Source organism: Candidatus Pelagibacter sp. Uisw_127 (genome assembly GCF_047722515.1).
GTDB lineage: Bacteria > Pseudomonadota > Alphaproteobacteria > Pelagibacterales > Pelagibacteraceae > Pelagibacter.
This window is the reverse complement of sequence record NZ_CP159815.1, coordinates 881,306-897,395: the sequence shown is the minus strand read 5'-3', so window position 1 is coordinate 897,395 and position 16,090 is coordinate 881,306. Positions and strand designations below refer to the sequence as shown.

The window sequence follows — 16,090 nt, the reverse complement described above, 5'->3', positions numbered from 1 at the left end:
TATGATTATGTTAAAAAACAAATTTTTATCTTTTTTATTATTTGCAATAATAACTTACTCAGCATCTGTTATTGGAGGCATTGCAACTATTGGATTTAAAGAGCCTTGGTATTCATTATTGATAAAGCCATCATATAATCCACCAAGCTGGATATTTGCACCTGTTTGGACAACACTATATTTAATGATGACTATCGCTATATGGTCTTTTTGGCATACTAAAAAAAGAGACATAGATACGATTTATATTTATATCGTTCATTTAATTTTTAATACAACTTGGAGTATAGTATTTTTTGTTTTTCATAAAATTTTCTTAGCATTACTAGTTTTAATTATTTTAATAGCTTTAATAGTTTTATTAATGGAAAGATTTAAGAAAATAACTTTAGTAAGTTATTATTTAATGATTCCTTATTTACTTTGGTGTTTTTACGCATTAATTCTTAACTTAAGTTTATTTATTTTAAATTAATTATGGACGATGTTGTAATAATTGGCGGTGGTATCATTGGAGTTGCAACAGCTTATTTTTTATCTAAAGAAGGTCGAAAAGTTAAAGTTATAGAAAAAGATCCATCGTACAAAGAAGCCTCATTCCCCTTATCCTTGGGTGGCTTTAGGAGACAATTTTTCCAAAAAGAAAATATTTTGTTAGGTAAATTTGCAAGAGATTTTATTTTTCAAATACCAGAATTACTCAAAACTAAAAAAAATCCTAATCCTACAGCTAGTATGGTACCAAATGGTTACTTATTAATGTTTGGACCTGAGCATGCAGAGGAACAGTATAGAGCGTTAGAAAACCATAAAGAGTGTGGTGCTGGAACAAAAAATATAAAAGGTTCAGAATTATCCAAGGTTTTTTCTTACATTAACGATGAAGGTATAGAAACTGCCACTTATACAGATGATAAAAGTGAGGGTTGGATTGACCCTTTCATGTTTCACGGTGCTTTAAAAAGCAAGGCCACAGAACTTGGGGCTGAATTTATTAAGGGAGAAATAAAAGAAATATCAGAAATTAATGCTAAGATAATTATTTCTGCCGCAGGTTGTTGGACTAAAAAAATATTAAACGATATTCCTGTTATTCCACAAAAACACACCGTTTTCAGAGTTAAGTGCCCAACATATATATCTGAAATGCCTTTATCTGCTGATTTAACAACTGGTGTTTATTGGAGGCCAGAGGGCAAAGAATATTTAGCTGGTTCTCCAAAATCTACTTTTGATGCAACAAATCTTGAACCTGCTTGGGATGACTTTGAAGAGTTGGTATGGCCAGCTTTAGCAAAAAGAATTCCAATGTTTGAAGAGCTTAAATTAACTGGTGCTTGGGCAGGATTTTATGATCATAACCAACTAGACAGTAATGCTATTGTTGGTAAGCATCCTAAATACGAAAATGTATATATGGCTTCGGGTTTCACAGGAAGAGGATTACAACAAGCACCTGGCATTGGCAGAGCTTTGACAGAACTTATAACAACAGGTTCTTATCAAACTATAGATGTAAGCGCCTTTAATGTTGAAAGAATATTTAGTAAAGAAGCTAGACCAGAACCTTATGTGTTATAACGTATTATGTTCCACAAAAAGTTTGATATTTCTTATCGCTGTGTGGAGCAGGTGACATAAATTCTAAATCATCGCTATTAAATAAATAAGGATTTTTTAATATTTTTATTAACCTATTAAACAATATTAAATCACCATTACTTGCTAATGTTAAAGCTTCTTCAACTTTATGGTTACGAGGTATTACCATTGGGTTAGAAGAATTCATTAACTCCATAGATTTATCATAGGTATTAGCAAACATTGCTAATCTTTTTACCCATTTAATTTTCCATAAATCAAAGTTTTCATTATCATAAACTTCAGAATTTTTAATTGTCTTATTCATCAAAAAAATAAAGGTATTTGTATAGTCTACTTTATTTTTCTGCATCCAATTTAATAATTCCATAATTAAATTTTTATCTTCTTTATCTTCACCATATAATCCAAGTTTATCTCTCATCATATTTAACCATTTTGTTTCATAATTTTGTTCAAATTTATCTAAAGCTTCTGTGGCTAATTTAATCGCTTCATCTTCATTTTTACTAATAAGAGGAATGAGACATTCAGCAAACCTTGTTAAATTCCATTTGGTAATTTTTGGTTGATTATCATAGGCGTATCTACCTAATTGATCTATTGAACTAAAAACTGTTTTAGGATCATAAGCATCCATAAACGCACACGGACCATAATCTATTGTTTCAGCGGATATAGACATATTATCAGTATTCATAACTCCATGAATAAAACCAACACGCATCCAGCCAATTACAAGTTGGGTTTGTTTTTCGATTAAAACATTCAGTAAGTCTAATGCTTTATTCTTTGATGATTTTATATTGGGGTAGTATTTTTCAATTGTGTAATTAATTAAGATTTCTAAATCACTAATATTTTGTTTTGCAGCAATGTATTGAAATGTTCCAACCCTTATATGCCCTAAGGCTACCCTTGTAAGAATTGCACCTTTCGAAATTTGCTCTCTAATCACATCTTCACCAGTTTTAACCACTGCTAAACTTCTAGTGGTAGGTATTTTTAAAAAATGCATTGCTTCACTTATTATATATTCTCTCAACATTGGGCCTAAAACAGCCCTACCATCACCACCTCGTGAGAATGGAGTTCTACCTGAACCTTTAAATTGTATATCAAATCGCTCATTACTTTTGGTAAGATGTTCACCAATCAAAACAGCTCTTCCATCACCAAGCATTGTAAAATGACCAAATTGGTGACCGGCGTAGGCTTGTGCTATAGAGTTAGATCCTTCAGGCAACATATTTCCTGAAAAAATTTTTGATAAATCGTCATCATTAATATTTGAAAAATCTAGATTTAATTCATTTGCTAGATCTTTATTTAATATTAATATTTCTGGTGAGTTTACAGCAACAGGGTTGATATCTTCTTTAAATATTTTTGGTAATCTTGAATAACTATTGTCGAAATGCCAACCAATTGTCATTTTATCGCTTAGTTAACTTCTGCTTGATTTTCTTTTGGTTTAATTTCAGTTTTAAATTGATTTGAGATTTTTTGAACTTCTACTGCTGAAACTTTGTATTCAGCACACATTGTTTCTTCATCTTTACCATGACCCGTTACCATATTGACCATATGTTCTGGAAAATGGAATGTTGTGAATACTATGCCTTCTTTAACTTTATCTGTAACCTCTACTTTTAGGGCAACTTCCCCTCGTCCAGAATAAAGTCTTCCTATGTCACCTGTATTTAACTCTCTTTTGTTGGCATCATTTGGGTGAACTAATAATAAATCTTCAGAAACTATATTGATATTACTTGTACGTCTTGTCATCGTAGCAGCATTGTAGTGTTGTAGAACTCTACTAGTTGTTAAAATTAATGGGTATTCTTTTTTATTTGTTTCTATTTCTGTAGATTCTTTCCAGTCAAAATTTTTAAGACGTCCTTTTCCAAGTTTGAAAGTTTCTTTATGCAAAATTTGTGTATCTGTTCCATCTTCTTGAACTGGCCATTGTAATCCCATTTTACCAAGTCTCTCTCTTGTTACCCCTTTAAAGAAAGGAACAACATCAGCTATTTCTGCTAGAACTTGATCAGCGTCATATTCAGGTTGATCAAAGCCTAATTTTTGCATCATGTCTGTCACAATTGTTCCATCAGTTTTAGTACCAGGCAAAGGAGGTACAGCTCGATTGACTCTTTGAATTCTTCTTTCTGTATTAGTAAAAGTTCCATTTTTTTCTAAGAAAGTTGTTCCAGGCAATACTACCGTTGCAAGTTTTGCTGTTTCACTCATAAAAATTTCTTGAACTACTAATAATTCTAATGAGTTCATTGCATCAACAACATGTGCACTGTTAGGATCTGTTTGAACAATATCTTCTCCAATAATCCAGACAGCTTTAACATCTTTATTAATTGCCCCATCAAACATTTCAGGAATTTTTAATCCTGCTTTTGTTGGGTGAATTACTCCATACTTTTCAGTATAAAAATCTTGATTTTTTTTGTCTGCAACCTCAAAGTATCCAGCTCCTTGGTGAGGTTGACAGCCCATATCAGCAGCTCCTTGAACATTATTTTGTCCTCTTAATGGGTTAACACCAACACCTCTTCTACCAATATTACCTGTAATCATTGCAAGGTCAGCAATTAACATTACTGTTTTAGAGCCTTGTTCTTGCTCTGTAACACCTAAACCATGGAATTCCATAGAGTTTTTAGCTGTTGCATAAGCAATTGCAGCTTCTTTAACTAATTGTTTATCAACACCTGCAACTTTGGCTAGTTGATCCATATCTTGTCTCTCGATTTCTTTAATGAAATTTGCAAAACCTTCAGTTCTATCTCTAACAAAGTCTTTATCATAAAGATTTGCTTTCATTATAAAATGCAACATCATGTTCAAAACAGCCACATTAGTTCCTGGTCTAAGTTTAATGTGATAATCAGCTAGTTTAGCTAGCTCCGTAGTAATGGGATCTAGTACTATTAATTTTTTACCCTTCATTACTTGTTGTTTTATTTTTGCTCCAGTAACTGGGTGAGCATTTGTTGGATTTGCTCCAATAACCATAAATAAATCAGCATAATAAATATCTTCTGTAGAATTCGTTGCGGCACCAGTTCCAAAAGTTTGTTGCATTCCCCAAGCAGTTGGTGAGTGACAAATTCTTGCACAGCAATCAATATTGTTAGTTCCTATTACTGCTCTAATCATTTTTTGGAAAACATAATTTTCTTCATTAGTACATCTTGCAGAAGAAATACCTGCAACTGCGTCTGGTCCACTTTCTTTTGTAATTCTATTTAATTCTTTTTTAATAAAGTCATATGCTTCGTCCCATGATGCTTCTTCAAATTTACCATTTCTTTTAATTAAAGGAGTTTTTAATCTGTCAGGGTGATCATAAAATCCAAAAGCATATCTTCCTTTAATACAAGTGTGACCTGCATTAACCTCAGATTCTTTAGGGGTAGAAATTGCAACAACTTTATTATCTTTGATTGATGCTTCCAAATTACATCCCACTCCACAATAAGAACAAGTAGTTCTAACTTTTTCATCTACAGCAACAGATTTTGATTGAAAAACATCAGAGATAGCATCTGTTGGACATGTGTGTGCACAAGCACCACAAGATACACAAGACGAGTCTCCAAATAATGCATCATTATCTGTTGTGATTTTAGATTCAAATCCTCTACCACTCATTGTTAAAACAAAAGATCCTTGAATTTCGTCACAAGCACGAACACATCTTCCACAGTTAATACAGTTATCCAAATTCATTCTCATATAATCATGAGAAGTATCTTTCTTAATACCTTTATGTTGTTTTGGACTGTTATATCTATGATCTGATATACCCAAATCATTTGCAACATCTTGAAGTTCACAATTATTATTTACTTCACAAGTATCACATTCCATTGGGTGGTCTGTTAAAACTAGTTCGACAATATTTTTTCTTAACTCTGTTAAACTTTCGTTGTTAGTAAAAATATATTGGTTTTCAGCAACTGGTGTATGGCATGATGCTACAACTTTAGTTGGACCATCTTTTACTAGAGCCACTTCTACAGAACAAACTCTACAAGCACCATAAGGGGCTAAATTTGGATCATCACAAAGTGTAGGAACTTTTTTTTCACCTAAATAACTTTTTACAAAATTTAAAACAGAGGTATGGTTTGGACCAATTTCATATGGTTTACCATCTATGTATGCGATTTTTCTTTTTTCTGAGCTCATTAATTATCTTTCACCATATCATCCTTCATTTCATCACCAAAATATTTTAATATATTCATGATAGGAGTAGGAATTGCTCCACACAAAGCACATAAACAGCCTTTTTGCATAGTCACAAGTAGCTCATTCAGTAATTTTAATGGAATTTTAGCAGTTTTATTCTTTGCTTGATCAAACATTTCTTTACCTCTGTAAGAACCAAGTCTACCGGGAAAGCATTTTCCACACGATTCTTCAGCAGAAAACTCAAATAAATGATGAATATATTCAACCATAGGAAAGTCTTTTGGAATACTTACTATACTTGCGTGTCCCAACATAAAACCAGCAGCAGTAAATTCTTGAAAATCTAAATTTAATTTTTCAACCTCGGTAATAGGAATTACACCTCCTAATGGACCTCCAATTTGTAATGCTTTAATAGGCTCTTTAAAACCACCACCAATATCATTTAAAACTTTTTTCATTGGTGTTCCCATTTCAACTTCATAAACACCTGGATTGTTGAAAAAACTATCAAAGCAGACTAATTTGGTTCCAGCAGATTTTTTATTTCCAATTGCAGAAAACTTATCAGCTCCATTAATCAATATTCCTGTAGCAGCGGCTAATGTTTCAACGTTATTTACAACAGTTGGTTTCTTGTAAAGACCTTCAGTAACAGGGAAGGGAGGTCTAACATCTACTTCAGCTCTTCTACCTTCAATTGATGCAATCAATGCTGTTTCTTCTCCACAAATATAAGCACCTTGCCCAATACAAATATTCAAATCAAAAGAAAATTTAGTTCCTAAAATATTTTCACCAAGCAACCCTGCTTTTTTTAAAGAATTGATAGCACCATTTATTGCTTCAATAGATTTTGGATATTCACCTCTTATATATAAAACACCTTCATCACTTCCAATAACATATCCACAAATAATCATTCCAAATAAAACTTTTAATGGTTGATCTTCTAATAAATATCTATCAGAGAAGGCACCCGAGTCACCTTCATCCGCATTGCATATAACATATTTTTTTTCAGAGGGAGCTTTTCTACAAAAATCCCATTTCATTCCTGCTGGAAAGCCGGCACCACCTCTACCTGTTAAATTTGAATCTAGTAATGATTTTATAATTTCTTGCTTATCAGTATTAATAAACTTACTTAAAGTATCTTTAAATTGATCTAAATTTGAAAGTTTATCATCCATTAAAAAACTTGTTGAAGCAAAACTTTTTGAGAAAAATTTTTCCTGTATAATTTTTTCTCCTTTGATTATCTCATCAATTTTATTGATATCATTGCCGGCATAGTTTTCACCATCATAATGAAAGGCTTTATTTTCATAACAGTGACCAAGACAAAACATTTCACCAACTTTGTCATCACCCAATTTTTCTTTTAATTTTTTCTTTAAAGGCTCTTGTGTTCCAGAACACATGCAAGCACTTCCGTTACAAACAAAGGCCTTTTTGGCTCTGTGAGCCGGTCTTAAAAATTCATAAAAACTCTCAGCACCATGAATAGTGGATACACCCATATTATATTCATTAGCTATCTCTTGAATGCCACTTGCATCTTCAGAGTTTAGAGATCTTTCAGAGATTTTCTCGAATAGATTTTTTTTTAAACCAATTCTGCCTGATAAGTTACTTATATTTTTTGACACTATTTACCCTGTTAAAATTTTAAATTTTTTATTATAATTCTCTCATTATTACTATAAATATTAAAGCTATCCCCTTTTACAAAACCAACTAATGTCATGTCAAACTTATTAGCTAAATCTATAGCGAGACTGGTTGGCGCACCTACACCAATTAAGACACCTATATTCGCCATTAGAGCCTTTTGCACAAGATCAAAGTTTAGCCTTCCAGAGCAGGTTAGAAATTGAGAACTATTATCAAGTAAATTTTCTTTTAAGACAAATCCAATTAGTTTGTCTAAAGCATTATGTCGTCCTACATCTTCTTTTAAGGCAATAATTTCTCCATTTGCATTAAATAACCCACTAGCATGAATGCCACCTGTCTTTGAAAACTCAGATTGGTTTTGTCTTAATATATCTGGAGATTTCATTATAATTTCATGAGATATTTTAGGGATAGATTTTAATATTTTATCTTTCTTAATAATTTCTAGAGATTCAAGAGATGTTTTCCCGCACACCCCACATGAGGAATTAGTCAAAAAATTTCTTTTAATTTTATCAATATCTATATTCTCAGAATTATTTATTGTAATAATAACTTTATTTTGTAATTTATATTGCCCAACAGCCTCACCACTAGCTTCAATATTTTCTATATGGCTAATTTTTTCAATTACTCTTTCATTAAAAAGAAAGCCAGTAACTAAATTCTCATCATCTCCAGGCGTTCTCATCGTAATGGATATAGTATTTTCTATCCAATTTTCTTTATGTTTATATTTAAGTATTATTTGAAGTGGTTCTTCAATAGATATTAGATCATTAAACTCTTTCGAGTTATTAGATCTAAATTTTATGACTTTATAATTAGAATTCATTTAGCTAGTATATTTAAACTGGCTAAATTTGAAACAACGAAAAGATTAGCTTTTCCAACTACTTGGGTAGTTTTTCTTTAATATGAAACGATTTAGAATAACCGCATAAACAATTATTATTATAGAACCAAAAATAATCGGGTTTAATAAAAAATCATATGAAACTGCACCAAGTATTATAACAATAGGATTTCCTCCTGCTGGTGGGTGAGTTACACCAAGTAGTATCATTACAAAAATACCAAGACCTACAGCAATAGCTATTTGTAAAAATTGATCAATTGGTAGAAATTTTAAAATTATTACGCCAACTATAGATGTTACTAAGTGTCCAAAAAAAACATTTTTGGGTTGAGCAAAAGGACTTTCAGGATACCCAAAAAGTAGAACCATAGAAGATCCAAATGATCCAGCTAAAAATAACCCATAGGGAGTTTCAAAACTTAAGAATGAAAGGGTACCAATTGTGATTATTGAAAATATTAAAGCATATAGAGCTCTGTTAAAGTTTTCTTTTATTGTATCTATCATAATCTTTTATTTATATTGTTAGTGTTATTTTTAAAGCTTTAGGGCTTTTGAAATAGTTTTAAAAGGAAGTAATAAACATTCTTTTCTAGAAATATTTTCTGGATTCATTATTTTTTTAAAATCTTTTAAATCTTTTATATTAATTTTTTTCAATTGATCAAAATTTTTATCAAATAAAAGTTCTGCATTTAAGACAAAATCTGAAATTTTTTCTATCGGAACTTGCATAACCCATCTCGAAAGTAAACTTACAGAAGCTTGACAGTAAACACATGATCTACACTGATACCCCATATCTTGAACTATATTGTCTTTGACTAGCAAGCTAATTTCCATTTCATCACCGCATAATGGGTTTTTGTTCTTTAATTGATGTGTATGATTCTTAACCACTTTGTGGTTTTCGGTATTAGATGCAATTTCTAAAATTTCTAAGTCCATTATAATTCTTTAATTAAGAGATTAATGTTTTATATTTTGATTTATGGAACATAACAATATTTTAGCTGTTGTGCTAGCAGGTGGAAAGTCAAAGAGATTTGGTGAAGATAAAAACCAGACAAAACTTGGTGATAAAACATTGTTAGAGCACGTTTTATTAAAAATTAGCAATAGATATGAGGAGATACTTATTGTCTCAAGCCATAGCATAGATACAAAAAAAATAAAAAATGTAACAATAATTCCTGATTGTTTTGATGACTTTGGACCATTAGCAGGAGTTTTGAGTGCAATGAAATGGGTTAAAGAAAATCAAAAATCATATCAGTGGATTGCAACATTCCCATCAGACACACCTTTTTTTGAAACATCAATTATTGATGAATACCAAAAAAGAATTAAAATAAAAGATAGCCTGTTGTATTTTGTTAAGTCAAACAACAAAAGGCACAATATTTTTGGCCTATGGTCAATTGAATTATTAAAACCACTTGAAAATGATTTGATTAATAATAATTTTAGAAAAGTAGAGGATTGGGCAAATAAAATAGGGGTAAAAACGATTGATATTGAGCCTAAAAAATTTGATCCTTTTTTTAATATAAATACCAAAGAAGATTTAGAAGAAGCAAAAAAAATACTAAAAAAAAATTAAAATGATTACTTATAAAGAAGCTAAGAAAATCTTAATAAAATCAAAGATAAATATTAAAGATGAAATTATCAATTCATCAAAGTCATCAAATAGGATTAATGCATTAGATATCTATTCAACTGTAAATTATCCAGCAGGAACTAATGCTGCATTTGATGGTTTTGCTATTAATTCTAAAGATACAAGTAAGTTAAATAAAAATAATTCACAAAACTTTAAAATTTTAAAGACTATATCTGCAGGAGATAATCCGTCATTAAAAAAAATGAATAAGTTCGAAGCTGTCGAGGTAATGACAGGCGCACTTATACCTAAAAATTTTGATACTATAATTCCAATAGAAAAAATCGTTTTTAATAAAAATAGAAAATTTATCTTAATTGATGAAAAAATAAAAGATAACCAACACATCAGATATGCTGGATCAGATTATAAAAAAAGAGATTTGATAATTAAAAAAGGAACCATAATTCAACCTTCTCATATATTAGCCTTTAAAACATTAGGGATAGTAAATATCAAAGTTAAAAAGAAGCCCAATATTTTATTTTTTTCAACAGGAAATGAAATTTCTAATAATAAAAATATTGCTAATTGGAAAGTAAGAAACTCTAATAGCTATTATATAAAATCTCTATCTAGTAATTTTTTATTTAACTTTATAGATGGTGGAATTTTAAGAGATAAGGATGCTAGACTTTTTCAAAAAAAAATAGAAAAAAGTTTTAAATCTAAAATAGATATTATAATTACGTCTGGCGCTGTATCTGCTGGTAAACATGATTTTGTTCCATATATAATTAAACAATTTAGTTTATCTAATTTTTTTAAAGGTGTCTCGATTAGGCCTGGTAAACCAGTATTGTTTGCAAAATTTAAGAAAACTGACAAAGCTATTTTTGGGTTACCTGGTAATCCTATTTCTTCATCTGCCTGCTTTAGGTTTTTTGTTTACCCTTATCTGCTTAATATTCTAGGGGTTAAGGCTGAAAAACCATTTAAAGCTAAATTAAAAAATGGTTATTTTAAGAGTAAAAAGATTATTAGATTTTTAAAAGCAAAATTAACTTCAACTAATGATGGAAAAATAGAATTACAGGTTTTAAAAGGTCAAGAATCTTTCAGAATTAAATCATTTGTAGTGTCAAATGTATGGGGTCTATTCAAAGATGGACAATCTATATTCAAAAAAGGGGAGTTAATTGATTGTTACTCTCCCATTGGCTCAAATATTAATATCTTTAAATAGACCTCATTTTTATTGTAGTGCTAAATAATTACCATTAAATATCAAATTATGATTGAGCTAAAAAATGAAAAAATTGCAATTCCAGTAGTTTTATTGGCTGGTCTTATATGGTCCTTTGGACCTTTAGTTGTTAGGTATATGAATGAGCCAAATTTAGTTCCATGGCAATATATTTTTGCACGCGGCCTTACAATTTTTTTGATTTTAAATCTTTACCTTTTCTTTGAGGAAGGAAAAGATTTTTATAAGAATTATTTAAAAATTGGAATTTCGGGTATAATTGGTGGAACTGGACTAGGTATTGCAATGATCACATTCATATATTCAATTACCAATACAAGTGCAGCTATTACTTTGCTTTGTTTGGCAGCAATGCCTTTTTTTACTGCATTGTTAGGTTTTTTATTTTTAAAAGAAAGAATATCTATTAATGTTTGGATAGCTATCTTCATTGCAGCTATTGGAATAGTAATTATTGCGTTAGGTAATACACAAAAAACTTCTTTATTGGGTCTTGTATTTGGAATGGTTTCATCAATTGGTTTTTCTGTCTTTTCAGTTACATTAAGATGGAGAAAAGAAACACCAAAATTTACGACAGTTGCTTTCGCGGGTTTTTTTTGTATTACAGTTGCAACAATTGTTATTTTAACTAATGATATGGTTTTTTTATCTTCAAGTTACAATGGTGCCTTATTTTCTATACATGGAACGTTAGTTTGCATGGGTTTAATTTTATATTCTATAGGTTCAAAAGCTATACCAGCGGCAGAACTTACTTTACTTTCATTGACGGAAGTAATTGGTGGTATTTTTTGGGTATGGGTACCTTTGTTGGGTATTAATGAAATCCCTTCTACAAATACAATAATAGGTGGCTTCTTTCTATTTATGTCTATTATTTATTATAGTCTTACAATTAAAACCAACAGAAGATTTATTGCTCTGAATTAATTAAAATGCAGAGACCAGATTTTTTTATTTTAAAAAACGGCGACAAGGCAAAACTTCCTTTTACAGACCAAGAATATCAAAGACGATTAATTAATTTAAGAACCGTAATGAGTAAAAATAATCTAGATATGATTATTTTAACATCAATGCACAATATTGCTTACTATACAGGCTTTATCTATTGTTCTTTTGGAAGACCTTATGGTTGCATTGTAACTGCACACAAAATTTCTACAATTTCAGCAAACATCGATGCTAGTCAACCTTGGAGAAGATCGCACTGTGATAACGTAATCTTTACAGATTGGAAAAGAGATAACTTTTTAAAAGCAATAGTTTCAATTATAGGACGAGATGAACCACCAAAAAATATCGGCATTGAAAATGATCATGTAACTCTAGACATTAAAGAAAAACTAACCTCTATTTTTACATTCTCAGTCTTTAGCGATGTATCAAAAGATTTAATGCAGCTTAGAATGATTAAATCTGCTGAAGAAATAGAGATTATTAAAAATGGTGCAAGAATAGCCGATCTTGGAGGTGAAGAAATAGTAAATCATATTAAAGTTGGAGAAAGTGAGCTTGAAATTGCAATAGCAGGTAGAGACAAGATGGAACGTGAAATTGCAAAAACTTATCCTGATGCGGAATATATGGATACTTGGGTTTGGTTTCAATCAGGATTGAATACAGATGGAGCACATAATCCAAAAACTAACAGAAAATTAAAATCAGGAGATATTCTTTCTTTAAATACCTTTCCTATGATTTCAGGATACTACACAGCTCTAGAGAGAACTCTTTTTGTAGATAAAATTGATGACGCTTCTTTAAAAGCGTGGGAAGCAAATGTTAAAGTTCATAAAAAAGGACTAGAGTTAATTAAACCAGGTGTAAAATGTTCTGCTATCTGCCATGAGTTGAATGAGCTCTTTGCTGAGCTTGGCTACCTTCATTACCGAACATTTGGTTATGGCCATTCTTTTGGTGTCCTATCTCATTTCTATGGAAGAGAAGCTGGATTAGAATTACGAGAGGACATAGACACTGTCTTGGAAGAGAATATGGTTGTTTCTATGGAGCCTATGATCATGATACCTGATGGAAAACCAGGAGCTGGCGGATATAGAGAGCATGATATCCTAGTTATAGGAAAAGATAATGCTGAAAATATTACTAAGTTTCCTTTTGGCCCAGAACATAATATTATTAAATCATAAATTATGAGTGAAAAAACTGTAGTTAATAGTTGGAATGAATGGGATCCTTTAAAACATGTAATTGTTGGTAAGGCTGACGATACTTGTATACCGGCTCCAGAACCAGCATTAGATGCCAAGGTTCCAGAAGACTCAGATATGCGAGGTCAGTTTGGACCAAGAACAAAAGATACAGTTGATAAAGCAAATCAGTTGTTAGACGACTTTTCAGATATGTTAATTAAAAGAGGTATAAAAGTAGATAGACCAGATCCAATAGATTTTAGTAAAAAAACATCAACACCCGACTGGGAAGCAGAAACAATGTTTGGATGTATGCCGCCTAGAGATGTTTTGTTAACTGTGGGAAGTGAAATTTTAGAAGCTACGATGTCTTACAGGTGTAGATGGTTTGAATACCTTTGCTACAGACCCTTATTGAAAAAATATTATGATGAAGATCCTAATATGAGACACGAAGCTGCACCTAAACCAAGGTTAACTGATGAGGATTATAGAAAAGATTATTTATCTGATAAAATTGGAATTCAAAAAAGACTAGAATGGACTGAAGATAAATTTTTTGTAACAACAGAAGAGGAACCTTTATTTGATGCAGCTGATGTTTTAAGATTTGGTAAAGATTTAGTAGTTCAGCATGGTTTTACAACAAACCTTAAAGGAATAGATTGGCTGAAAAGACACTATAAAGATCATAGAGTTCATGCAGTAAATTTTCCAGGTGATCCTTATCCAATCCATATTGATGCAACATTTACTCCAATTAAAGAAGGTTTAATTATTAATAACCCTCAAAGAAAACTTCCAAAAGAACAAAGAAAGTTATTTGAAAACAATGGATGGGAAATTATAGATTCAGCGCAACCAGCACATAATGAGCCACCACCCTTATGTTATTCGTCTACTTGGTTATCTATGAATGTTTTAGTGCTAGACCCTAAAACAGTATGTGTTGAAAAAAGTGAAGTTTATCAACAGGAGCAATTAGATAAATTGGGAATGGAAGTGATTCCAGTTGACATGAGAGATGCTTATGCATTTGGTGGAGGTCTTCATTGTTGTACAGCAGATGTTTACCGTGAAGGAGAGCTAAAAGATTACTTTCCAAAACAATAATATTTATGCCATCTAAAATTAAAACTAAAAGAGAGCGAGTTAAATTTGCATCCGATAACGTAGCGGGTGCATGTCCTGAAGTTTTAGATGCAATTATAAAAGCAAATGAAGGAGACAGTACTCCATATGGTAATGATGAGTGGTCAACGAACTTACAAAATAAGTTTTCTGAAATTTTTGAAAAAGATGTGATTGTCTATCCAACTGCATCAGGTACAGCCGCTAATGCTTTAGCTTTATCAGCAATGACACCAGTTTTTGGAAGTATTTACTGTCACAAACATTCACATATCAATACAGATGAATGTGGGGCCCCTGAATTTTATACAGGTGGTGCAAAACTTGTACCCTTAAATGGAATTAATGGAAAATTTACACCAGAAGAGTTATCTGAAAATATCGGAGGAGTTGGTATCGTACACCACACCCAGCCTTCTGTAGTGAGTATTACTCAATTATGTGAAACAGGCGAAGTTTATCAATTAGATGAAATTGCAGCCATATCTGAAATCACTCATAAGCATAATTTAAAAATGCACATGGATGGAGCTAGATTTGCTAATGCCTTGGTATCTTTAGGCGCCACTCCCGCTGAGATGACATGGAAGTCCGGAATAGATGTTTTATCTTTTGGTGCAACTAAAAATGGATGTATCGCAGCAGAAGCAATTATATTTTTTAAACCAGAATTAGTAGGCAATCTTCCCTTCTTAATGAAAAGATCAGGACATTTACTTTCAAAAATGAGATTTGTTTCAGCTCAACTAGAGGCTTATATTTCAAATGATATTTGGCTAAGAAATGCAAAACATGCAAATAAGATGGGAAAAAAATTAAGTGAAGGATTAGATGCTAATCAGAACATTGAATTAGCCTATCCTACAGAAGCAAATGAAGTATTTGCAAAATTTCCAAAACCTATTATTGAGCACCTTAATTCAGAAGGTTATAAAATGAATCAAGAAGAGCTTGATGGAAAAGCGGTAAGACTTGTTGCTGCTTGGAATACTAAAGAGAGTGATGTTGATCAACTTTTAGAAACAATTTCTCAAAAAAACTAGTTTGGATTTTCTTTAAGAAATTCAATATATTTTAAAACCTCTTCAAACTGTTCATCAGGAATATCTTTATATGAGTTGCCAAACTTCTCTTTGACACAAAGAGTAATAGTAAAATAACACCTGACTCTCGACACCCCCTGACAGCCTAAAACCCTTATGCTTACTTAGTTATTAAAAAAGACTTGGTGTTAACACTAAGCAATTTTAATGAAGAAACTTAGAAACAAACTAGAAACATTTTCGAGTGGGAAAACTAGAAACAAACAATAAAACTTTTTGTTAACATATTTCAGACTTAGTGCAGTCAAATATTAATGATCTAAATAGAATCATGCATTGGATTTCATTCCTTTTTTCGCGTTTACGTTTTTTTTCCTTATATTCCTCTTTACGTAGACCTCTTGATTGGAAGAGGAGTGAAACCATTACAAACTACAAATTACTTACCTTAAAAAATACAACCAATAATAGGAGTTTTGATATATGGAAATAGACCGTATTAATAAATACTGTCATGTAAGTGCT

The 16,090-nt window shown here is 31.2% G+C and carries 14 protein-coding genes; 8 read left to right on the top strand and 6 right to left on the bottom strand.

The window, feature by feature from the left end:
* Window positions 1–7 precede the first annotated feature (7 nt).
* Both ABXT65_RS04955 and ABXT65_RS04950 read left to right on the top strand, forming a co-directional pair.
* Complete coding sequence (locus ABXT65_RS04955; protein ID WP_415322705.1) at window positions 8–475, top strand: TspO/MBR family protein; 468 nt, start codon at window positions 8–10, stop codon at window positions 473–475.
* A gap of 2 nt (window positions 476–477) precedes the next feature.
* Window positions 478–1,581: an NAD(P)/FAD-dependent oxidoreductase gene (locus ABXT65_RS04950; protein WP_415322703.1), complete on the top strand. Its 1,104-nt coding sequence runs from the start codon at window positions 478–480 to the stop codon at window positions 1,579–1,581.
* Between the two features lie 4 nt (window positions 1,582–1,585).
* Here ABXT65_RS04950 and ABXT65_RS04945 read toward each other — a convergent pair whose 3' ends face one another.
* The 6 genes from ABXT65_RS04945 to ABXT65_RS04920 are packed head-to-tail and all read right to left on the bottom strand — an operon-like array spanning window position 1,586 to window position 9,307.
* Window positions 1,586–3,037 (bottom strand): protein adenylyltransferase SelO, encoded by a 1,452-nt coding sequence (locus tag ABXT65_RS04945; protein ID WP_415322701.1) that lies wholly within the window; start codon window positions 3,035–3,037, stop codon window positions 1,586–1,588.
* 8 nt (window positions 3,038–3,045) lie between these two features.
* Entirely contained in the window at window positions 3,046–5,814 is a 2,769-nt protein-coding gene (gene fdhF, locus ABXT65_RS04940; protein ID WP_415322699.1) for a formate dehydrogenase subunit alpha, read from the bottom strand.
* Window positions 5,814–7,472: an NADH-ubiquinone oxidoreductase-F iron-sulfur binding region domain-containing protein gene (locus tag ABXT65_RS04935; protein ID WP_415322697.1), complete on the bottom strand. Its 1,659-nt coding sequence runs from the start codon at window positions 7,470–7,472 to the stop codon at window positions 5,814–5,816. The genes fdhF and ABXT65_RS04935 overlap by 1 nt, the downstream gene beginning before the upstream one ends.
* 11 nt (window positions 7,473–7,483) lie before the next feature.
* Window positions 7,484–8,335 carry a formate dehydrogenase accessory sulfurtransferase FdhD gene (gene fdhD, locus ABXT65_RS04930; protein WP_415322695.1) on the bottom strand — a complete coding sequence of 284 codons (852 nt, stop codon included), beginning with the start codon at window positions 8,333–8,335 and terminating at the stop codon, window positions 7,484–7,486.
* A gap of 45 nt (window positions 8,336–8,380) precedes the next feature.
* Window positions 8,381–8,866, bottom strand: a complete 486-nt coding sequence (locus tag ABXT65_RS04925) for an HPP family protein (protein ID WP_415322693.1) — start codon at window positions 8,864–8,866, stop codon at window positions 8,381–8,383.
* A 30-nt stretch (window positions 8,867–8,896) separates the two neighbouring features.
* The gene (locus tag ABXT65_RS04920; protein WP_415322691.1) at window positions 8,897–9,307 is read right to left on the bottom strand and encodes an iron-sulfur cluster assembly scaffold protein; all 411 of its coding nucleotides are present in this window, start codon (window positions 9,305–9,307) and stop codon (window positions 8,897–8,899) included.
* A gap of 43 nt (window positions 9,308–9,350) precedes the next feature.
* Between ABXT65_RS04920 and ABXT65_RS04915 the strand changes: the two genes are divergently transcribed.
* Genes ABXT65_RS04915 through ABXT65_RS04890 form a run of 6 tightly spaced genes read left to right on the top strand, consistent with a single transcriptional unit; the run spans window position 9,351 to window position 15,565 of the window.
* Entirely contained in the window at window positions 9,351–9,962 is a 612-nt protein-coding gene (locus ABXT65_RS04915; RefSeq protein WP_415322689.1) for a molybdenum cofactor guanylyltransferase, read from the top strand.
* A 1-nt stretch (window position 9,963) separates the two neighbouring features.
* Window positions 9,964–11,211: a molybdopterin molybdotransferase MoeA gene (locus ABXT65_RS04910; protein ID WP_415322687.1), complete on the top strand. Its 1,248-nt coding sequence runs from the start codon at window positions 9,964–9,966 to the stop codon at window positions 11,209–11,211.
* Between the two features lie 48 nt (window positions 11,212–11,259).
* Window positions 11,260–12,165, top strand: coding sequence for a DMT family transporter (locus tag ABXT65_RS04905; protein WP_415322686.1), 906 nt, complete (start codon window positions 11,260–11,262; stop codon window positions 12,163–12,165).
* 5 nt (window positions 12,166–12,170) lie between these two features.
* Window positions 12,171–13,388, top strand: coding sequence for an aminopeptidase P family protein (locus ABXT65_RS04900; RefSeq protein WP_415322684.1), 1,218 nt, complete (start codon window positions 12,171–12,173; stop codon window positions 13,386–13,388).
* Window positions 13,389–13,391: 3 nt separating this feature from the next.
* Window positions 13,392–14,504: a serine/threonine protein kinase gene (locus ABXT65_RS04895; RefSeq protein ID WP_415322682.1), complete on the top strand. Its 1,113-nt coding sequence runs from the start codon at window positions 13,392–13,394 to the stop codon at window positions 14,502–14,504.
* A 5-nt stretch (window positions 14,505–14,509) separates the two neighbouring features.
* Entirely contained in the window at window positions 14,510–15,565 is a 1,056-nt protein-coding gene (locus ABXT65_RS04890; RefSeq protein ID WP_415322680.1) for a threonine aldolase family protein, read from the top strand.
* Window positions 15,566–16,090: the final 525 nt, after the last annotated feature.